The 19,965-nt window shown below is 69.2% G+C and carries 19 protein-coding genes; 13 read left to right on the top strand and 6 right to left on the bottom strand.

Annotation, left to right across the window (positions count from 1 at the left end):
• The first annotated feature begins 58 nt into the window (after nt 1–58).
• The 5 genes from M3Q35_RS26685 (at nt 59) to M3Q35_RS26665 (ending at nt 4,764) form a co-directional block, all read left to right on the top strand.
• Nucleotides 59–1,024: a thiamine-phosphate kinase gene (locus M3Q35_RS26685; protein WP_273935266.1), complete on the top strand. Its 966-nt coding sequence runs from the start codon at nt 59–61 to the stop codon at nt 1,022–1,024.
• Between the two features lie 14 nt (nt 1,025–1,038).
• Nucleotides 1,039–1,560: a gamma carbonic anhydrase family protein gene (locus M3Q35_RS26680; RefSeq protein WP_273935265.1), complete on the top strand. Its 522-nt coding sequence runs from the start codon at nt 1,039–1,041 to the stop codon at nt 1,558–1,560.
• Between the two features lie 71 nt (nt 1,561–1,631).
• A complete protein-coding gene (locus tag M3Q35_RS26675) occupies nt 1,632–2,525 on the top strand; it encodes a hypothetical protein (RefSeq protein WP_273935264.1) in 894 nt (297 codons plus the stop codon).
• Between the two features lie 408 nt (nt 2,526–2,933).
• On the top strand, nt 2,934–3,806 hold the full coding sequence (locus tag M3Q35_RS26670) for an isocitrate lyase/PEP mutase family protein (protein WP_273935263.1): 873 nt from the start codon (nt 2,934–2,936) through the stop codon (nt 3,804–3,806).
• Nucleotides 3,787–4,764 carry a bile acid:sodium symporter family protein gene (locus M3Q35_RS26665; RefSeq protein ID WP_273935262.1) on the top strand — a complete coding sequence of 326 codons (978 nt, stop codon included), beginning with the start codon at nt 3,787–3,789 and terminating at the stop codon, nt 4,762–4,764. The genes M3Q35_RS26670 and M3Q35_RS26665 overlap by 20 nt, the downstream gene beginning before the upstream one ends.
• Nucleotides 4,765–4,936: 172 nt before the next feature.
• Here the strand turns inward: M3Q35_RS26665 and M3Q35_RS26660 are convergent, their stop codons facing one another.
• On the bottom strand, nt 4,937–5,698 hold the full coding sequence (locus M3Q35_RS26660) for a DUF6928 family protein (RefSeq protein WP_273935261.1): 762 nt from the start codon (nt 5,696–5,698) through the stop codon (nt 4,937–4,939).
• A 117-nt stretch (nt 5,699–5,815) separates the two neighbouring features.
• On the opposite strand from M3Q35_RS26660, the gene M3Q35_RS26655 reads away from it, so the two are divergent.
• A complete protein-coding gene (locus M3Q35_RS26655) occupies nt 5,816–6,493 on the top strand; it encodes a uracil-DNA glycosylase (RefSeq protein WP_273935260.1) in 678 nt (225 codons plus the stop codon).
• The gene (locus M3Q35_RS26650; RefSeq protein ID WP_273935259.1) at nt 6,490–7,038 is read left to right on the top strand and encodes a hypothetical protein; all 549 of its coding nucleotides are present in this window, start codon (nt 6,490–6,492) and stop codon (nt 7,036–7,038) included. The genes M3Q35_RS26655 and M3Q35_RS26650 overlap by 4 nt, the downstream gene beginning before the upstream one ends.
• Here the strand turns inward: M3Q35_RS26650 and M3Q35_RS26645 are convergent.
• On the bottom strand, nt 7,035–7,253 hold the full coding sequence (locus M3Q35_RS26645; protein ID WP_273935258.1) for a DUF2277 family protein: 219 nt from the start codon (nt 7,251–7,253) through the stop codon (nt 7,035–7,037). The two genes, M3Q35_RS26650 and M3Q35_RS26645, sit on opposite strands and share 4 nt — an antisense overlap.
• 102 nt (nt 7,254–7,355) lie before the next feature.
• Between M3Q35_RS26645 and M3Q35_RS26640 the strand changes: the two genes are divergently transcribed.
• Entirely contained in the window at nt 7,356–8,333 is a 978-nt protein-coding gene (locus M3Q35_RS26640) for a bile acid:sodium symporter family protein (RefSeq protein WP_273935257.1), read from the top strand.
• A gap of 62 nt (nt 8,334–8,395) precedes the next feature.
• Here M3Q35_RS26640 and rpmB read toward each other — a convergent pair whose 3' ends face one another.
• Entirely contained in the window at nt 8,396–8,587 is a 192-nt protein-coding gene (rpmB, locus tag M3Q35_RS26635; RefSeq protein ID WP_043722728.1) for a 50S ribosomal protein L28, read from the bottom strand.
• A gap of 195 nt (nt 8,588–8,782) precedes the next feature.
• On the opposite strand from rpmB, the gene M3Q35_RS26630 reads away from it, so the two are divergent.
• Nucleotides 8,783–10,357 carry a DAK2 domain-containing protein gene (locus M3Q35_RS26630; RefSeq protein ID WP_273944475.1) on the top strand — a complete coding sequence of 525 codons (1,575 nt, stop codon included), beginning with the start codon at nt 8,783–8,785 and terminating at the stop codon, nt 10,355–10,357.
• Between the two features lie 264 nt (nt 10,358–10,621).
• A complete protein-coding gene (locus M3Q35_RS26625; RefSeq protein ID WP_273935256.1) occupies nt 10,622–11,800 on the top strand; it encodes a Glu/Leu/Phe/Val dehydrogenase dimerization domain-containing protein in 1,179 nt (392 codons plus the stop codon).
• 4 nt (nt 11,801–11,804) lie between these two features.
• On the opposite strand, the gene M3Q35_RS26620 is transcribed toward M3Q35_RS26625, so the two are convergent.
• Entirely contained in the window at nt 11,805–12,410 is a 606-nt protein-coding gene (locus M3Q35_RS26620; protein ID WP_273935255.1) for a TetR/AcrR family transcriptional regulator, read from the bottom strand.
• Between the two features lie 95 nt (nt 12,411–12,505).
• On the opposite strand from M3Q35_RS26620, the gene recG reads away from it, so the two are divergent.
• The 3 genes from recG to sthA all read left to right on the top strand — a co-directional run bounded on the left by recG (nt 12,506) and on the right by sthA (nt 17,637).
• The gene (gene recG, locus M3Q35_RS26615) at nt 12,506–14,674 is read left to right on the top strand and encodes an ATP-dependent DNA helicase RecG (RefSeq protein WP_273935254.1); all 2,169 of its coding nucleotides are present in this window, start codon (nt 12,506–12,508) and stop codon (nt 14,672–14,674) included.
• A gap of 94 nt (nt 14,675–14,768) precedes the next feature.
• Complete coding sequence (locus M3Q35_RS26610; protein WP_273935253.1) at nt 14,769–16,142, top strand: ATP-binding protein; 1,374 nt, start codon at nt 14,769–14,771, stop codon at nt 16,140–16,142.
• A gap of 91 nt (nt 16,143–16,233) precedes the next feature.
• Nucleotides 16,234–17,637, top strand: a complete 1,404-nt coding sequence (gene sthA / locus M3Q35_RS26605) for a Si-specific NAD(P)(+) transhydrogenase (protein ID WP_273935252.1) — start codon at nt 16,234–16,236, stop codon at nt 17,635–17,637.
• 89 nt (nt 17,638–17,726) lie between these two features.
• On the opposite strand, the gene M3Q35_RS26600 is transcribed toward sthA, so the two are convergent.
• Together M3Q35_RS26600 and M3Q35_RS26595 are read right to left on the bottom strand one after the other, a co-directional pair.
• Nucleotides 17,727–19,112: an ABC transporter substrate-binding protein gene (locus tag M3Q35_RS26600; protein WP_273935251.1), complete on the bottom strand. Its 1,386-nt coding sequence runs from the start codon at nt 19,110–19,112 to the stop codon at nt 17,727–17,729.
• Between the two features lie 20 nt (nt 19,113–19,132).
• Nucleotides 19,133–19,945 (bottom strand): carbohydrate ABC transporter permease, encoded by an 813-nt coding sequence (locus M3Q35_RS26595; RefSeq protein ID WP_273935250.1) that lies wholly within the window; start codon nt 19,943–19,945, stop codon nt 19,133–19,135.
• Nucleotides 19,946–19,965 lie beyond the last annotated feature (20 nt).

Genomic DNA, 19,965 nt, shown 5'->3' with positions numbered 1-19,965 from the left:
GAACGTGGCCAGAACGTACCTCAGTCGGGGTTCCGACTGCTCATGATCGGAGGCAATCTTGCGCCCGGAGCCGCCACCAGACGCGGACACGGTCGCCGGAGTGGGTGAGTTCGGTCTCATCAGGAGGGTCACGCGCGGCCGCGCGCAGCCGTCCTCGACCCTGCTCGGCCCCGGCGACGACGCCGCGGTGGTGGCCGCCCCCGACGGTCGGGTGGTGGCCAGCACGGACGTGCTCGTCGAGGGTGTCCACTTCCGACTGGACTGGTCGTCTCCCGAGCAGGTCGGACGCAAGGCGGCCGCGGTCAATCTGGCCGACGTGGCCGCCATGGGGGCCGCCCCGACGGCCCTGCTGGTCGGCATGGCCTGCCCGGCCGACACACCGACCTCGCTGGTCGACGGCATCACCGACGGGCTCTGGGCCGAGGCAAGACGGGCCGGCGCCGGGGTGGTCGGCGGGGACATGGTCAGCTGCCCGACCGTAGTGATATCGATTACAGCCCTCGGCGACATGCGCGGACTGGCTCCCGTTACCCGTTCGGGCGCTGCCCCCGGCGACGTGCTCGCCGTGTGCGGTCGGCTCGGCTGGGCCGCCGCCGGGTTGGCGGTGCTCGGCCGTGGCTTCCGATCGCCGGTGGCGATCGTCGGCGCGCAGCAGGCGCCGGAGCCGCCCTACCACGCCGGGCCGCAGGCGGCCGAGGCCGGCGCGTCGGCCATGCTCGACATCTCCGACGGGCTGCTCAGTGACGTGGGCCACATCGCGGAGGCCTCGGGCGTGGCGATCGACATCCGCACCGATCTGCTCCCCGTGCACCAGCGGCTGATCGACGTCGGCTCGGCGCTCGGCGCCAATCCGCGGCACTGGGTGCTCACCGGCGGCGAGGACCACGCCCTGGCCGCCACCTTCCCCGAGCCGGCCGACGTGCCCGACGGCTGGGCCACCATCGGCACCGTGCGCCGCGGCGCCGGCGTGACCGTGGACGGCCGGCCGTACGAGGGCACCTCGGGCTGGGAACACTGGCGTTAGCAAAGGAAACCTTCGTGGCCATCTACGCATTGGGTGATCTGGTCCCGTCCGTGCATCCGGACGCCTTCGTGCATCCGGACGCCACCGTGATCGGCGCGGTGACCATCGGCGCCGACACCTCGGTGTGGCCGCAGGCGGTGCTGCGCGGCGACTACGGGACGATCACCGTCGGCGAGCGCACCAGCATCCAGGACGGCACGGTGCTGCACTGCACCCAGTTCCACGCCACGGTCATCGGCTCGGACTGCGTGCTCGGGCACAACGCGCACGTGGAGGGCGCGACGGTCGGTGATCGCTGCCTGATCGCGTCGGGTTCGGTGGTGCTCAACGGTTCCGTGATCGGTGACGGGGCCGTGGTCGGGGCCGGCGCGGTGGTGTCGTTCAACGGTGTCGTGCCGGCGCGGGCGATGGCGCTGGGCGTGCCGGCCCGGGTCCGTGAGGGGCACGAGGTCCCGGAGGACATGACCAAGGGCATCGTCGAGCTTTATGTCGGCAACGCGCGGGCGTATCGCCACGGTCTTCGCCGCCTCGACTAGTACCCTTCCGGGGGACACTGGAAAGGGGCGTTGTGGCCACCGCCGAGGACGACGCGTTACCAGATGCGCTGGTGTTGCCGGCCCGCTTCGACGCGCCGCCGCCGATCACCCATTCGCGGCTGCCCCTGTGGTTACGCATCGTCGGCCCGATCGTCATCGCCCTCGTGTCCGCCTGGCTGCCGTTGTGGCTGGTGCTCGTCGGTTCCGCGATCGCGCTCGGCGCCACCGGCCTGTCCCTGATCCGCGGCGACAGTGCCCGTGAACCCCGTCGCAACGAGCTGATCTCGCTGGTCGCGCACCGCGAGCCGCAGCGCCGGGTGTACGCCCAGATGCGTTGGTACAGCCCGGGTGGCCCGGCCCGCCCGGAGATCTCCGTGGCCGCCGATGAGGGCGGTCACGTCGACCAGTTGTTCGGCGTGCCGGACGGTATCGATGTCGGTGGGCTGCGGGTGGACGGCGAGCCCGCGCCGGCGACGCTGCTGGGCGACGTCGACCATGGCGGGCACTGCGTGCTCGTGCTCGACGGCGACGAGCAGGTGCTGCCGTTGTCCCTGCCGTACGAACCAAAGGGCCGTAAGTTCTTACGCCCGCGACAGTTCGGCCACGTGTTCCAGGCCCCCGGCCCGACCGCGCCCCTGTTGGTGCCGCTTCGCCTGCGTGGCAAGGCCGCCGTGGCGTCGAAGTGGTTGCAGGACGGTCCTGATTGGACGGACGTGCGGCTGCTGCCGGTGCGCGGGGACTGGACCAGGGTCGTGCTGGCCGATCCGGACGAGGGCACCCTGCTCGCGCACGCCCGGCTGCCGTGGTCGGCGCGCCGGCTCGCGACCCGGCCGCTGGCCGCGCTGGTCGCCGTTCCCCAGAAGTGGCGTATGGATCCCGAGGCGCCCGGTCACGTGGAAATACTGCTTTACGGCGCAGATTGGCCGGCCGTTGTGCTCACCCGAGTGAGTGGTCGACTTCGCTGACACGCTGAGTGAATATGAGAGTCACTCGGTCGGGCTATGGTGACGCCGATCGGGCGCGTTTTACCGTGGCTTGGGTCGCCGATGACCGTCGACCGTCGATCGGAAAACCCGTGAAGACCAATCGGTGTGCCACCTCACTCTTCTATTTTACCCAGGTTTTACGTTTGATTCTTCCGCGCCTCCTTGTCTGGTCGGAGGCGGGGCGATCGTTACTGCATAAGAGTGGCATCTGGCTACTGTGAGTGATACTCACCTGGGATGTTTGCCCGATTGGACGCTGGTCGTCCCGATCTTCAGTCACTACCGTCGGTTGTGACGGTCAAGGTAATGTTCTCTTGACCTTCGCGGTTCGAATGCATCTCACTGTGGGGCAATGAGACGTCTTCGCTCATTCAAAGGGGTTTACGCATGACTTACGGCAGCGCTCTGCGCCGCGATGTGCAAAGCGACAGCATCACGCCGCTGATCGGCGTGTTCGACATGTTCTCGGCATCGCTGTCCGCGCAGCACTACGGCGGCATGTTCGTCTCCGGATTCGGTTTCGCCGCGTCCTACTACGGGCTACCCGACATCGGCTTCATCGCCTGGCCCGACATGGTCAACTTCGTGCAGCGGCTGCGGTTGGCCTTCCCGCAGCAGCACCTGCTCGTGGACATCGACGACGGCTACGTCGATCCCGAGGTCGCGTGCCACGTCGTGGAGAACCTGGAGCGCATCGGCGCTTCCGGCGTGATCCTCGAGGACCAGAAGCGGCCGCGCCGCTGCGGTCACGTCGACGGCAAGCAGATCCTCCCGCTCGAGGAGTACCTCGAGAAGCTCAATCTGGTGTTGGAGACCCGTAAGGATCTCGTCGTGGTGGCCCGGACCGACGCCACCGAGGAGTCCGAGATCCTGCGCCGGGCCGAGGCGTTGGCCCAGACCGATGCCGACGTGCTGTTGGTCGACGGGGTGCGCAGCGTCGACTGGATCCGCAAGGTGCGGGCCGTGATCGGCGACAAGCCGCTGTTGTTCAACCAGATCGCCGGCGGCAAGTCCCCGCGCCTGTCTCTCACCGAGCTCGAGGACCTCGGCGTCAACGTCGCGATCTACTCCACGCCGTGCCTTTTCGCCGCTCACACCGCCATCGACAACGCTTTGCTCGAGCTCCGGGCCAACGACGGCCGCCTGCCCGAGGTCTCCGAGGGTGACGTCGGCGTCGCCGCGTCCATCGACCTGTTGGAGCGCAACATTTCCCGGCACCACCCCAAGTTGGATCGTCGCGATGTCACGGTTGCGGGTTGATCCCTACATCGTGGCCCTGCTGTTGACGGTGGCCGTCGCCTCGCTGCTCCCGGCGAGCGGGGCGGTGGCCACCGGCTTCGGCCTCGTCACGACCTTCGCCATCGGTCTGCTGTTCTTCCTCTACGGCGCAAGGCTTTCCACCCGTGAGGCCCTCGACGGCCTCCGCCACTGGCGACTGCACGGCTTGGTCTTCTTGTCGACCTTCGTCCTGTTCCCCCTGTTGGGTTTGCTCTCCCGGCTGCTGGTTCCGTGGGCCCTGACCCCCGAGCTGTGGACCGGCTTGATGTTCCTCTGCTGTCTGCCGTCCACCGTCCAGTCCTCCATCGCCTTCACCTCCATCGCCCGCGGCAACGTCGCCGCCGCCATCTGTTCGGCGTCCTTCTCCAACCTCATCGGCATCTTGTTGACGCCCTTGCTCGTCACCGTCTTCCTCTTCACCGGCACCGGCGGCATCTCCCTCGGTGCCGTGCGCGACATCACCTTGCAGCTCTTGGCCCCTTTCCTCGCCGGTCAGCTCCTCCGCCGTTGGATCGGTGGCTTCCTCTCCCACCACCGCCGAATCCTCGGCTACGTCGACCGCGGTTCCATCCTCTTGGTCGTCTACGCCGCCTTTTCCGAGGGCGTCGTAGCCGGCATCTGGGGCCGCCTCTCTTGGCTCTCTTTGCTCGTGTTGTTGGCCGTCAACCTGGTGTTGCTGGCCGTGGTCATGGCCGTCACCACCTACGCCGCCCGGCGCCTGCAGTTCTCCACCGAGGACGAGATCGCCATCGTCTTCTGCGGCTCCAAGAAGTCCCTCGCGAGTGGCCTCCCCATGGCCACCGTCCTCTTTCCCGCCGCCACCGTCGGCCTTGCGGTCTTGCCTCTCATGCTCTTCCACCAGCTCCAGCTCATGGTCTGCGCTTGGCTGGCCCGTCGCTACGGCACCCGCAAGGAGTCCGTCGCCCTGGCCAGCGCTTGATACCGGGTGGGCGGCCGTGGGGTCCTGTCCTGGCCACCTCTCCCGCCCATCCGCCCCTTCCGGCGGCGCGAGCGGCTGCCGCGCCGCCGGAAGGGGATGAGAACTTTGGAACTGGTCAGGATTGAAAGTCAGCAGCCGTCCGGATCGGCGGGCAGTGTTCGCCGCGAGACCGCTACGGGTTGTCGAGCGTGGTCTCTTGCATCGTCCCATCGGGTCCCATCCGGAACATCCGCGGCGGTCCCATCATCGCGAGCGTCCTCGCGCGGGCGGCTTCACGCGCGGCCTGCTCGTGCCCAGCGGGATCCGTCACGCGGAAGCCGTGCAGTGGAACGCTCCCGGTATCGATGTCGTTCGGGTCGGGATAGCCTTCGATCACGAATCCGAACAGCGCGCGCAGCGCCAGTTCGCCCAGCTCCAGGGGATGAAACGGCAACGGATACGGCCTCTGGTTCGGCCAGCCGGGGATGGGCTCGACCGGATGGTCACCCGCCCAGTACGGCAACTCGAAGTCGTAGGGCTGGCCGATGTTCTCCACGATGCCGTCGTCGGGTGACAGGCTCAGCGAGCGGACCAGCTCGCCGTCCTCCCACACGGCGAAGCCGAGCCAGTCCACCACCGAATGCATGCCGTGCATGATGATTCGCCGCCCGGCGCCCAGCTTGCGCAGGTGAACCGGCAGCTCCGACGGTAGGTCGCGTGCGAGCCGCCGGTCGCTCAACAACTCCACCCCGGGCAGCGCGGTGGCGTAGGCGATGTCATCCGGCGGGTACTCGTGCTCGAACAGCGAGCCCTCACCGATGGACTCGGTCGAGTAGCCCGGAAAGACCCGGCGCACCAACTCTTCGGCCTCGGCCTGTGTCGAGCGTGCACCGGTCGCCAACACCGGTCGGATGTCGCCGTCGGCCAACGCCAGCAGCGCTGTCTTCGCGCCCACCCCTGTCCTCCACGAAGTCAGATGGTCAAGTGGTCCGCACCGTATCCACCACCCCTGACATCGAGGCGGCGGTTGCCCCGTCCGGAAGTGTCGGTGGCGCCGGATACAGTTCGCGGCATGTCTTCCCGTCCGTTGAACGAAGTTGTCGAAGCCGGCTGGGCGCAGGCGTTGGAGCCGGTCGCGGACCGGATCAGTGAGATGGGCGACTTCCTACGCGCCGAAGTGGCGGCGGGGCGCACGTATCTGCCGGCGGGGGAGAACGTGCTGCGCGCGTTCAAGCAGCCGTTCGCGGACGTGCGGGTGCTCATCGTCGGCCAGGACCCCTACCCGACGCCCGGGCACGCCGTCGGCCTGAGCTTCTCCGTCGCGCCGGAGGTGCGGCCGATTCCGAGGAGCCTGGCCAACATCTACACGGAGATGGAATCGGACCTGGGCCTGCCGAGGCCGTCGAACGGGGATCTGTCGCCCTGGGCGGAGCAAGGGGTGCTGCTGCTGAACAGGTCGCTGACGGTGGCGCCGGGGCGGCCGAACTCGCACAAGGGCAAGGGCTGGGAACAGGTGACGGAGCAGGCGATCCGGGCGCTGCACGCGCGGAGGACGCCGCTGGTGGCGATCCTGTGGGGCAGCAATGCCCGAAGCCTGGCGCCGCTCCTGTCGGGGGTGCCGTGCATCGAGTCGGCCCACCCGAGCCCGATGTCGGCGGACCGGGGGTTCTTCGGCTCGAAGCCGTTCAGCCGAGCCAACGACCTGCTCGTACGGCAGGGGGCGCAGCCGATCGAGTGGAAGTTGCCGTGACGGAGGAAGAAGACATACCCGAGCCGGGTGAGACGAAGAACGAGCTGACCGGCGATCCGGGCAACGTGGTCCAGGCCCGCGACATCCGCGACGTGTACCAGCTCCGTGACGTCTACATCGTCAACGAGTCGACGCCTCCGGCAGCACCGGCACCGCGCCGGCACCCGGCTCGGATGCTCTTTCCGTTCCTGCCGCACGTGATCGCGGCCGTGCTGTTCGGCAGCCTCGCCGCGATCCTGGCCCCGAGGCTCGGCCCGGTTGTGCCGGCCGTGCTGGTGCTGATCCTGTACGGCCTGGTGGCGATGTTGTTCCGACGCCAGGGGTTGGCCAACCGGTGCACGCCAGAGGTGCTGCGCGAAGCCGGTACGCCAGCGCTGGTCGCGGTAGCGATCCTGGCGCTGTTGCTGGCGGCCGGCATGGTCCTGTCGCCGCCACGGCTCTGGGACGGCTACCCCGAGCGCGACGGCATTGTGCTCGCGGTGCTGCTGGCCGAGCTGGCGGCGTTGAGCGCGTGGCAGGTCGTGCTCCGGCGTCGCAAGAGCTAGTGCTGGTGCTGGCCGCGGACCTCCAAGGACGACAACAGGTCGGCGGTGGCGGCGGCCACGGCGTCGACGGCACGGGCGAAGGCCTCGGCGTTGTGGGCGGCGGGGGCGCGGAAGCCGGAGAGCTTGCGGACGTACTGGAGGGCGGCGGCGCGGATGTCGGAGTCCGTGACGTGGTCGGTGAACGGCGGGCGCAAGGTCTTGATGGATCGGCACATGGAGCCCATTGTGCGGCCGAGGCCGACGTTATCGCGTTTCGTGAACACAGTCAGAGCGGTTAGCGTGTTTCCGAATCGCTGATCTGCATCGATCCTGGATGTATGCGTCGCATCGACCCCTACATCGTGGCCATCCTCGGAACAGTGGCGCTGGCGTCAGTACTGCCGGCCCGCGGGGTGTGGGTGCCGGTGTTCGGCGACGCGACGACGGTGGCGATCGGCCTGCTGTTCTTCCTGTACGGCATCCGCCTGTCGCCGCAGGACGCGCTCGCCGGCATCAAGCACTGGCGCCTGCACGGCACGGTGTTCGCGGCGACCTTCGTGCTGTTCCCGCTGCTGGGACTGGGGCTGAGGTTCCTGGTGCCGGGAGTGATCTCGCCGGAGCTGTACCTCGGCCTGCTCTACGTATGCTTCCTGCCGTCGACGGTGCAGTCCTCGATCGCCTTCACCTCGATCGCCCGCGGCAACGTGTCGGCGGCGATCTGCGCGGCCTCGTTCTCGAACCTGGTCGGCATCGTGCTGACGCCGCTGCTGGTCGGCGCCCTGCTGACGACCAGGGGTGGCGGCTTCTCGGCCCAGGCCCTGCTGGACATCACGCTCCAACTGCTGCTGCCGTTCGTGCTCGGCCAACTGGCCCGCCGCTGGCTGACGGGATTCGTCACGCGGCACAAGGCGGTGCTGGGCCTGGTCGACCGCGGCTCGGTGCTGCTGGTCGTCTACACGGCGTTCAGCGAAGGCGTGGTCGCGGGCATCTGGGGCCGGCTCTCGCTGACGAGCCTGCTGGTACTCGTCGGCGTGAACGTCGCGCTGCTGGGCCTCGTGCTCGCATTTACCTGGTACGTCCCGAAGTGGCTCGGGTTCTCCCGCGAGGACCGGATCACGATCATGTTCGCCGGGTCGAAGAAGTCCCTGGCCAGCGGCCTGCCGATGGCCGGAGTGCTGTTCCCGGCGGCCTCGGTCGGCTTGATCGTGCTGCCGCTGATGCTGTTTCACCAGATCCAGCTCATGGTCTGTGCCTGGCTGGCCCAGCGCTTCGCCCGGACTCCCGCGCCCAGCCCGGAGGCCGCGCTCGTTGGCTGAAACAAGCACAGAGAAGGGGCCGTGTGGACGAAGTCCACACGGCCCCTACGGTCCCCTTCGGCTCAGCCGCGGACGACCTTGCCGGCCTTCAGGCACGAGGTGCACACGTTGACCCGGGCACGCTGGCCGGGCGCGACCTTGGCGCGCACCGACTGGATGTTCGGGTTCCACCGACGGTTGGTCCGGCGGTGCGAGTGCGAGACCGACATGCCGAAGCCCGGCCCCTTGCCGCAGACGTCGCAGACGGCAGCCATGTCAGACACTCCTTCAAGTAATGATGGTCCTCACGGGGCATCCGACCGAGCGTTGCCACCGGCACGGACGCGCGCTGATCCGGGCCAACCACGGACCAGAGCAACCATGACAGGGTAACCGGTGATCCGGCGGGGCTCCAAACCGGCCCCGCTACCCTCGGCCGCGGAGGCTGCGAACAGGAGGGCTCGGACGTGCTGGAGGCGCTGGACGCCGACGCGGTCCGCCGGTGGGCGGCGGCCGGGGTGCGCGCGCTGGACGCGGACCGCGAGGCCATCGACCGCATCAACGTCTACCCGGTCGCCGACGGCGACACCGGCACGAACCTGCTGCACACCATGCGCTCGGCGCTGGACGCCCTGGTCCGCGACCCGGCGGACGCGGTCGGCGCGGCGGTGTCGGCGCTGGCCAAGGGGGCGGTGGCGGGCGCGCGGGGCAACTCGGGCGTGATCCTCTCGCAGGTGCTGCGCGGGCTGGCCGAGAGCTGGGAGGGCGCGCTGACGGTCAGCGGCACCGCGCTCAGGACCGCCCTGCGCCGGGCCGACGAACTGGCCACGGCCGCCGTGGCCAAGCCGGTCGCCGGCACCGTGTTGTCGGTGCTGACGGCGGCGGCCGACGCCGCCGAGGAATGCGGCTCCGACCTGCTGGACGACGTGGCCGGCGCGGCGGTGAAGGCCGCTGCGCAAGCGCTTGCGGACACGCCGAGGCAGCTGGCTGTGCTGGCCGAGCGCGGCGTTGTCGACGCCGGCGGCCGCGGGCTGCTGCTGCTCCTGGACGCCCTGGCGACCGTGGTCTCCGAACGCCTCGACGGTGACGTCGAACACGATTTGCCGCCGATGAGCGCGCCCAAAGCAGCTTTGGTGCACGAGAGCAGCGGCTTCGAGTACGAGGTGATGTACCTGCTCGACGGCTTGGCCGACGAGCAGGCGCTGCGTGAGCGGCTGGCCCGGCTCGGCGACAGCGTGGTGGTGGCCGGCGACGGTCACGGGCTGTGGTCGGTCCACGTGCACTGTGACGACGTGGGCGCCGCGATCGAGGTCGGCATTGAGAACGGCCGGCCGCACCGCATCACCGTCACGCGTTTCGCCGACCAGAAGGCCCGCTACGCGCGGGACCGGGCGGTCGTGGCCATCGTCGCCGGCGAGGACGCCGCCGAGCTGTTCCGGGCCGAGGGCGCCTCGGTGCTGGTGCTGCCGCCCGGCCGCGAGCCGGCCGTCGCCGATCTGCTCGACGTGTTGGCCGAGACCGGCGCGGCGCAGGTTGTGGTGCTGCCCAACGACATCGGGCTGGCCGGCCTCGTCGCAGAGGCCGCCGAACGCGACGGCCGCGACGTTGTCGTGGTGCCGACGGTGTCGCCGGTGCAGGGCCTGGCCGCGCTCGCCGTGCACGACCCCACGCGACGGCCCGGCGACGATGTCGTTGCCATGGCCGAGGCCGCCGCGGCGATGAGGCGTGGCGAACTCGTGATCGCCAAACGCGAGGCCATCACGTGGGTCGGCCGCTGCCAGCCCGGCGACGCGCTCGGCCTGATCGACGGCGAGGTCGTGCTGATCGAGCCGGCCCCGGCCGACCTGGTCGCCGCGGCCTGCCGGCTGGTCGACCGGATGCTCGACGCCGGCGGCGAGCTGGTGACCGTTTTCGCAGGTGCGGACGCTCCCGGCGGCCTGGATGACGAACTGGGCCGGCATTTGCGGCTGAGTCATCCCGAGGTCGAGCTGACCGGATATCCGGGCGGCCAGCCGGGCACGGTCGCGCTCATCGGCGTCGAATAGGTCCGGTGTGGACGGTTCTGTTCGGATCGTCCACAGTGGACTTCGGTGCCATTCCCGTGATCACCGAGCGCGACCGTCGAGGCTCATGCGCACGCATCGTCGCCATCGCCTCACGACCTGTTGCGGCGCTGCTGGAACCCCTTGGGTGTCCGGCAGCTGACGCCTCGGTTGCGGTCCAGGCGCGTTGATTGACACATCAGTCAGCCGTCGGGTCAACTGTGCGGTACCTGCATATCCGCACGTCACCAGCGAGGAGGTGGCCAGGTGCGTGAACCCTACCTTCAGGTCACCTGGACCGACCCCGTGACCGGTTGTCACGGCTATCTCGTGATCGACCGGCTGGTGCGCGGCGTGAGCAGTGGCGGACTGCGGATGCGAGCGGGCTGCACCTTGGACGAGGTTCGCGGGCTGGCCGCGGGCGTTTCGGTCAAGGAGGCGCTCAACTACGACCCCACCGGCCGCTACATCCCTTTGGGCGGCGCGAAAGGCGGCATCGACTGGGATCCGTACGACCCTCGGGCCACCGATGTGCTCCGGCGTTACCTGACCGCGATGCGGCCGTACGTCGAGCGGTTCTGGACCATGGGCGAAGATCTCGGGCTGCGACAGTCCACGATCGACAAGGTGCTGGCCGAACTCGGCTTCTCCTCGTCGATCCAGGCCGTCTACCCGCTGCTCGACGACGAGCGGGCGGCGCGGGCGCGGCTGCGCAAGGCGGCCCAGGTGCGGGTCGGCGGGCTGCGGCTCAAGGAGCTCGTCGGCGGCTGCGGCGTGGCCGAGGCGGCCCTCGTCGCCCTCGACCGGCTGGCCTTGCCGGCCAAGGATGTCCGCGCCTTCGTCCAGGGTTTCGGCGCGATCGGCGGCTCCACCGCCCGCTTCCTCGCCGAGGCCGGCGTGCAGGTCGTCGGCATCGCCGATGTGAAGGGCATCGTGGCCAATCAGGACGGTCTCGACGTGGAACGCCTGCTGCGCGGGCGCGACTCCCACGGCACCGTCGACCGTGATGACCTCGCCCCCGGCGACCATCTGCTGCCCGGCGACCAGTGGCTCGACGTCGAGGCCGATGTCCTCGTCCCCGCGGCCGTGTCCTACGCCGTCGATGAGCGCAACGTCGACCAGGTCAAGGCCCGCGTCGTCGTCGAGGCGGCCAACATGCCCGTGCTTCCCGAGGCCGAACGCCGCCTCGTGCAGCGTGGCGCGCTCGTCATCCCCGACGTCGTCGCCAACTCCGCCAGCGGCAGTTGGTGGTGGTGGACCCTGTTCGGCGACGTGCAGCCCGACTCCGACAGCGCGTTCACCAAGATCCGCTCCGCCATGCGCCGCCTGGTCAACGCCGTGCTCGACGAGGCCGACCACGCCGCCATCACACCCCGCGCCGCCGCCGCGCGTATTGCTGACCTGGCCGTCCGCGACATCGACGCCAAGTTCGGCTCCGCGGCGTGAGCGCTCACCTGGAGTGAGCGCGCGCCAGGACGGTGTCGACGAAGGCGAGGCAGGTGGCGCGCATGCGCCCGGCGGTCATGCTCTGCGAGCCGGCGAGCACCTGGACGGCCAGCCCGTCGATCATGCCGACGAGCATGTTGGCCAGCACGAACGGATCGCCGTCGGTCAGCTGCCCACGGGCCTGGCCGTCACGGACGATGTCGGCGACGATGCGGCGCCAGTCGCCGTAGAGGCGGTCGTTGAGCTCACGCAGGCGAGGGGAGCGGGGGCTCTCGGCCCATAACTCGACCCAGACCTTCCATGCCTCGATGGTCTCGGGGCTGCCGGGCACGTACGAGTCGACGATCTGGCGCAGGCGGGTCAGCGAGTCGCCCCGCGAGTCGAGCAGCCAGCGCCGCCGTTCGAGCGACCGCTCGTAGCAGTCCTCGAACGCGGCCTGGGCCAGGTCCTGCTTGGTGTCGAAGTAGTAGTGCACGGTCCCGCCGGAGACGCCGGCCAGCCGGGCGACATCGGAGATGCGCAGGTTGCGCAGCCCGCCGTCGGCGATCACCTGGCAGGTGGCCCGCAGGATCTGCGCCCGCCGCTCGACCTCGACGCTGGGGCGCGGCATGGGGCATCTCCTGGGGGTGGGGTGCGGGGCAATGTCACTGCGACAGGGGGCGGTCAGATTAGCGGTGTCGGGGGTTGGGGGTTGAATAGCACCCGATGACTGCCATCGACGACTCCCTCGGACCGCTGCTGGGCAAGAAGTCGGCGGACGCGCTGGCCGACGGGCTCGACCTGCACACGGTGGGCGACCTGCTGCGGCACTACCCACGCCGTTACGACGAGCGCGGCAAGCTGACGTCCATCGCCAGCCTCGAGCTGGACGAGCATGTCACGGTGCTGGCGGACGTGGCCAAGGTGACGCGCAAGCCGATGCGGGCCCGGCGGGGCACGATGACCGAGGTGATCGTCACCGACGGCACGCGGCCGCTGAGCCTGGTCTTCTTCAGCCAGAAGATCCCGAACCTGAGCAAGCTGGTGCCGGGCGCGCGGGGGTTGTTCGCCGGCAAGGTCGGCAAGTTCAACAAGACGGTGCAGCTGACCCACCCGGAGTTCCAGCTGCTCGACGACGAGGACAGCGAGAAGGCGGTGGCCTCCTTCGCCCGCAAGCTGATCCCGGTGTATCCGGCGGTCAGCGGCCTGCCGACGTGGAGCATCGCGCGCTGCGTCGAGCAGGTGCTGGGGATGTGGGACGGCATCGTCGACCCGCTGCCGGACGACCTGATCAAGCGGTACAGCCTGCTCGACCTGGAGTCGGCGCTGAAGCTGATCCACCTGCCGGACAGCCAGTCGGCGATCGACGAGGCCAAGCGCCGGCTGCGCTGGGACGAGGCGCTGTCGATCCAGTTGGCGTTGGCGCAGCGGCGGAAGTCGGCGGCGGCCCGGCCGGCCAAGCCGAGCACGCGGCGCGCGGGCGGTCTGCTGGACGCGTTCGACGAGCGGCTGCCGTTCAAGCTGACCAACGGCCAGCGCGAGATCGGCGAGGTGCTGGCCGAGGAGCTCGGCGGCACGCACCCGATGAACCGGTTGCTCCAGGGCGAGGTCGGTTCGGGCAAGACGCTGGTGGCGCTGCGCGGCATGCTCCAGGTGGTGGACGCCGGCAAGCAGGCTGCGATGCTGGCGCCGACGGAAGTCCTTGCGGCGCAACATGCCCGCTCGCTGCGTGACATGTTGGGCGAGCTGGCCACGGCCGGCGAGCTGGGCGCGCCCGAGGAGGCGACGCGGGTCGTGTTGCTGACCGGTTCGATGAACACCGCGCAGCGGCGGCAGGCGTCGCTGGACATCGCGTCCGGCACGGCCGGCATCGTGGTCGGCACGCACGCGTTGATCCAGGACAAGGTTTCCTTCGCGGAACTGGGTTTTGTCGTCGTCGACGAGCAGCACCGGTTCGGTGTCGAGCAGCGGGACGCGTTGCGCGGCAAGTCGGGGGAGGGCGTCAGCCCGCATGTGCTCGTGATGACGGCGACGCCGATTCCGCGCACCGTGGCCATGACCGTCTACGGCGACCTCGAGGTCTCGGCGCTGCGTGAACTGCCGCAGGGCCGGTCCCCGATCACCAGCTCCGTGGTGCCGATCGCGGAGAAGCCGGACTGGCTGCGGCGGGCCTGGGAGCGGATCCGCGAGGAGGTCGCCGCCGGGCACCAGGCGTACGTCGTCTGCCCGCGTATCGGCGACGACGAGGACGCCGAGCCCAAAGGCGGCAACTCCGACCAGCGGCCGCCGCTCGCCGTCACCGACGTGCTGCCGCGCCTGGTCGCCGGTCCGCTCAAGGGGCTTCGGGTCGAGATGCTGCACGGCAAGATGCCGCCGGAGGACAAGGACGCCGTGATGCGCGCGTTCGCCGCCAACGACGTGCAGGTCCTGGTGGCCACCACGGTGATCGAGGTCGGCGTGAACGTGCCGAACGCGACCGTCATGGTGATCATGGACGCCGACCGGTTCGGCGTCAGCCAGTTGCACCAGCTGCGCGGCCGCGTCGGCCGGGGCAGCGCCGCCGGCCTCTGCCTGCTCGTTTCCGAGGTGCCCGCCGGCACGTCCACCATGCAGCGCCTGCAGGCCGTCGCCGACACCCTCGACGGTTTCGAGCTGGCCCAGATGGACCTTGAGCTGCGCCGCGAGGGCGACATCCTCGGCGCCGCCCAGTCCGGCGTGAAGTCCGGCCTGAAGATGCTCTCCCTGCTCGACGACCTCGACGTGATCGAGGAGGCCCGCGCCGAGGCCCAGCGTGTCATCGCCGACGACCCCGACCTGACGGAGCACCCCGGTCTCGCGCAGATGCTCCGGGAGGTCGTTGACGCGTCCCGAGCCGAATACCTGGAGAAAAGCTGAGGCCGCGATCGAGGTAACTCACGTCAGAGGTAACTTACGTCTGTTGTAAGTTACGTCCGTTGTAAGTTACGGCTGGCGTGAGTATGGTGGCGGCGTGTTCGTAAACCGGGTGGACGAGCTGGCCGCGCTGCGGCAGTGGTACGAGCACGGTCGCCGGCCAGCGGTCGTGTGGGGCCGCCGACGCGTCGGCAAAACCGCACTGATCCAGCACTTCGCCGCCGACCGGCGGGCGATCTTCCACACCGCCGCGGGCCGCCCGGTTGCCGGCGAGCTGGCCCTGCTGGCTCGGCAGGCCGCGACCGTGGCGCCGGGCCAGCTGCGTGATCTCGCCGCCCGGCCGTACACGGACTGGGACGACGCTTTGGACGGTCTCGCCCAACTCGCGGTCGATGAGCCGCTGCTGCTGGTGCTCGACGAGTTTCCCGAGCTCGTGGCGGCCTCACCCGAGTTGCCGGGCGTGCTGCGGGCGTTTCTCGACCGCGCCGGCGACCGGACGTTGCTGCGTATCCTGCTGTGCGGCTCGGCGGTCCGGCACATGGAGGCGTTGCAGGAGCAGCGCGCCCCGCTGTACGGGCGGTTCGATCTGTCGCTACAGGTGCACCCGTTCCGCCCGGCCGACGCCGCCTTGCTGCTGCCCGACCTGCCGCCCGAGGATCGGGCTCTCGTCTACGGCCTGGTCGGTGGCATCCCGCTCTACCTGACGTGGTGGGACCAGGCTGCTGATGTCACCGCCAACCTCCGACGGCTCATCTGCCAGCCGGGTGCTCCTTTACTGACCGAGGGACAGTTGGTGCTGGCGACGGAGGTCGAACGCGGCGAGTACCCGTCCGCGGCGCTGCACGCGATCGCGTCGGGCCGCACACGCTACGGGGAGATCAAGGACGCACTGCGGGCGGAGCCGGCCAGGACACTGGAGCGACTGGTCGAGTTGCGGCTGGTGGAGCGCATGGTGCCGGTGACCGAGGCCGGTCGCGTCACCCGGCAGGCGATGTACCGGGTTGCGGACAACTTCCTTGCCTTCTACCTGGAGATCGTGGCCCGGTTCCGCGGTGAGATCGAGCGCGGGCTCGGCGAGAGCATTCTGCCGGTGGTGGTGGACTGCCTCGACCATTTCATGGGGCCCCGCTGGGAGGAGATGTTCCGCGCCCACCTGCGCGCCGTGGCTGCAACCGGGGCACTGGGCGAGGAGATCGTCGCGGTCGGGTCGTGGTGGAACGACAAGTCCGATGTGGAGATCGACGCCGTGGTGCTGGCCGGTCGCACCCGGCGGCCGGTGTTGGCCGGCGAAGCCAAGTGGGCCAGGTCTGTCGATGGCCCCCGGTTGGCCCGTGGGCTGCGCACAAAGGCCGCCGCGGTGCCTGCCGCGGAGCCGGAGAGGATGCGCTACGCCCTGTGCGCCAGGAATACCGTCCGCGCCGCACCCTCCGGCACGCTGGTGTGCACCGCGGGCGACATCTTCGGCAACTAGTCGTGGCAGCCGGGTGAAGGTGGGCGACGCGGCCCTAACGTACTACGCCGACAGGGTGTCGGGGTTGGTCGACAGGGGGCAGACTGGCCGCGTGCGCGACTTTGATGTGCTGGTGCTGGGGTCCGGGCCTGGTGGGCAGAAGGCCGCCATCGCGACGGCCAAGCTGGGCAAGAAGGCGGCCGTGGTGGAGCGGCGCGACATGGTGGGCGGGGTGTGCATCCAGACCGGCACGATCCCGTCCAAGACACTGCGGGAGGCGGTCCTCTACCTGACCGGGCTCAACCAGCGCGAGATGTACGGCGCGAGCTACCAGGTCAAGGAGGACATCACCGTCGCCGACCTGCTGGCCCGCACCAATCACGTGATCGGCCGCGAGGTCGAGGTGATCCGCAGCCAGCTGACCCGCAACCACGTGGCGATGCTGCCGGGCATGGGCCACTTTGTGGACGAGCACACGGTCGAGGTGGTCGACGGCTCCGGCCGCGAGCTGACGGTGACGGCGGACAAGATCGTGATCGCCACCGGCACACTGCCGGCCCGGCCGCCCACAGTGGACTTCGACGGCAAGACGATCATCGACTCGGACGGCATCCTGGCCCTGGAGCGGGTGCCGCAGTCGATGATCGTGGTCGGCGCCGGTGTGATCGGCATCGAGTACGCGTCCATGTTCGCGGCGCTGGGCACCAAGGTCACGGTGGTGGAGTCGCGCGAGCGCATGCTGGAGTTCTGCGACGCCGAGGTGGTCGAAGCGCTCAAGTACCACCTGCGGGACCTGGCCGTCACGTTCCGGTTCCGGGAGACGGTGGCCGCGGTGGAGCGGCACGAGCGGGGCGCGATCGCGGTGCTGGAGAGCGGCAAGAAGATCCCGGCCGAGGTGGTCATGTACTCGGCCGGCCGGCAGGGCATGACCGAGACGCTCCAGCTGGACAAGGCCGGCCTGCAGGCCGACAAGCGCGGCCGGATCCAGGTCGACGAGTACTTCCGCACCCCGGTGCCGCACATCTACGCGGTCGGCGACGTGATCGGCTTCCCGGCGCTGGCCGCGACGTCGATGGAGCAGGGCCGGCTGGCGGCGTACCACGCCTGCGGCGAGCCGGTCCAGGCCATGTCCACGCTACAGCCGATCGGCATCTACACCATTCCGGAGATCAGCTTCATCGGCCGGACCGAGGACCAGCTGACCAACGACCGGGTGCCGTTCGAGATCGGCGTTTCCCGCTATCGGGAGCTGGCCCGCGGCCAGATCATCGGCGACTCCTACGGCGTGCTCAAGCTGCTGGTGTCGCCGGAGGACCGGTCCATCCTCGGTGTGCACGTGTTCGGCACCGGGGCGACCGAGCTGATCCACATCGGCCAGGCCGTGATGGGCTGCGGCGGCACCGTCGACTACCTGGTCGACGCCGTCTTCAACTACCCCACCCTGGCCGAGTCCTACAAGGTCGCCGCCCTGGACGCCATGAACAAGATCCGCCAGATCGAACGCCTCAGCACCTAAAACCCCGGCGAGTCCCGCCCACAGTCACACCGAAACGCTGAAACGGATTCAACATTTCGGTGTGACGCTGAGCGGGACTCGCGGGGGTGTTACTTGACGGAGTCGTTGTAGTCCTTGATGGGCTGGGAGAGGGAGTTGGCGGCGTCGGTGAGGGCCTGCTTGGGGTCCTTGCCCTGCAACACCGCGGCCTGCATGGCGTTCTCCGCGGCCTTGCGGACCTGGGGCATCACGCCGAACAGGCAGCCCTGGGTGGCAGTGGTCAGCTTGGTGCTCTGCAGCTGCGTGATGGCCGTCTGGAACTGCGGCTTGGACGCCACCCACGCCTTGTCCACGTCGGTGTCCAGCGCGGCCTTGCTGACCGGGAAGTAGCCGGTCGAGGTGTGCCAGGTGGCCTGCGAGTCCTTGGTCTCCAGGAACTTCACGAACTCCCAGGACGCCCGCTTGTGGGCGTCGTCCTTGCCCTTGCCGACGATCCACAGCGACGCGCCGCCGATGATCGGGCCGCCGGTGTCGAAGGCGTTGATCTTCGGGTAGAAGCCGGTGCCGACCTGGAAACCGGCCTTGGTGAAGTCGCCGAGCGAGCCGGTGGACTCCAGCGTGATGGCGTCCTTGCCGGCCACGAAGGCCGAGTCGCCGTTCTTGGTGTCGCTGTCCAGCTTGAGCGCAAGACCCTGGTCCACCATGGACTTCCACCAGGTCAGCAGCTTCACGTTGTTGTCGGTCGCGAAGTTGGCCGCGGTGGCCCGGCCGTTGCGGCCGTTGTCGGGATTGCAGTACGCGGCGTTGGCCACCGCGGTCCACTGCTCGAGGAACCAGCCGTAGAGCGAGGCGCCGAAGCCGTACTGGGTGGTGTTGCCGCTGGCGTCCTTGACGGTCAGCTTCTCGGCGTCGGCCTTGATCTCGTCGAGAGTCGTCGGCGGCTTGTTGGGGTCGAGGCCGGCCCGGGTGAAGGCGTCCTTGTTGATGTACAGCAAGGGCATCGAGGTGTTGAACGGCATCGAGTTCAGCTTGCCGCCGACCGAGTAGTAGCCGGCGATGTTGGGCTGGATGCCGCTCACGTCGTACTTGTCGACGTCGATGAACGACTGGGCCGGAACGGTGGCCTTGGAGTCGATCATGAACTGGGTGCCGACGTCGTACACCTGGAGCAGGTCGGGCAGCTCGCCGCCCTTGAGCGAGTTCTTGTACGCCGACAGCGTGTCGTCGTAGTTGTTCTTGAAGGCCAGGGTCACCTTGATCTTGCCCTGGTTGGCCGCGTTGAACTGGTCGGTGAGCTTCTTCAGCGTCTCGCCGTTGGTCCCGGTCATCGCGTGCCAGAACGTGATGTCGGTTTCGCCCTTGCCGTCCAGCGCGTTGGCGGCCGGCGCGGACAGGTCGCCGGAGCCGGAGCCGCCGGAGCTGGCGGCCGAGCTGCACGCGGTGACGGCGGTGGCGGCCGCGACGGCGACGGCCACCAGCCCCAACTTGGTACGCACCTGAATTCTCCCTCGGTAGGTCATTTCACGGCTCCGGCGGTGAAGCCGCGAACCAGCCAGCGCTGGCCGAACAGCACGAGCAGCAGGGTCGGCAGCAGCGTGATCGTGATGCCGGCCAGCAACAGGCCGGGATCGGCGCTGTCGTTGCTGCGCAAGGCGAACACCGCGGTCTGCAGGGTGTTCAGCGAGTTGTTGGTCGACGAGATGATCAACGGCCAGAAGTACATGTTCCAGCCCTGCAGGAACGACCAGACGGCCAGCGCGGCGATCGCCGGCCGGCAGCCCGGCAGCAGGATGGTGAACAGGAAGCGGACGTGTCCGCAGCCGTCGATGGTGGCGGCGTCGCGCAGCTCGCCGGGGAACTGCCGGAATGCCTGCCGCAGCAGGAACACGCCGAACCCGTTGGCCAGGAACGGCAGCACCAGCGCGAAGCGGCTGTCACCGATGCCAAGGCTGCGGATGAACAGCGCGTTGGGCACCACGATCGCCTCGTACGGGACCATGATCGTGGCCATGAACAGCCAGAACAGCGGGGTCCGCAGCGGCGTGCGCAGGAACACCAGCGCATAGGCGGCCAGGCACGAGGTGGCCAGGTGGGCCAGCATGATCACCAGGCCGACGAACAGGGAGTTGCCGAACGCCGGCAGCAGCGGCACCACCGTCTGCCGCAACGCACCGATATAGCTGTCCACGGTGTAGTGGCCGAGCAGGTTGGGCGGCTGGCGCAGCAGGTCGATCGACGGCAGGAAGCCGCCGAGCACGGTCAGCAGGATCGGGAACAGCAGCACGACGGCCGCCACCACGAGCCAGATGTAGGTGAACGTGCTGGTCACACGCCCAGGTCGGTTCAACC

Source organism: Kutzneria chonburiensis, assembly GCF_028622115.1.
Taxonomy (GTDB): domain Bacteria; phylum Actinomycetota; class Actinomycetes; order Mycobacteriales; family Pseudonocardiaceae; genus Kutzneria; species Kutzneria chonburiensis.
Note: the sequence above shows the minus strand (reverse complement) of the source record. Positions and strands in the feature narration are given on the sequence as shown.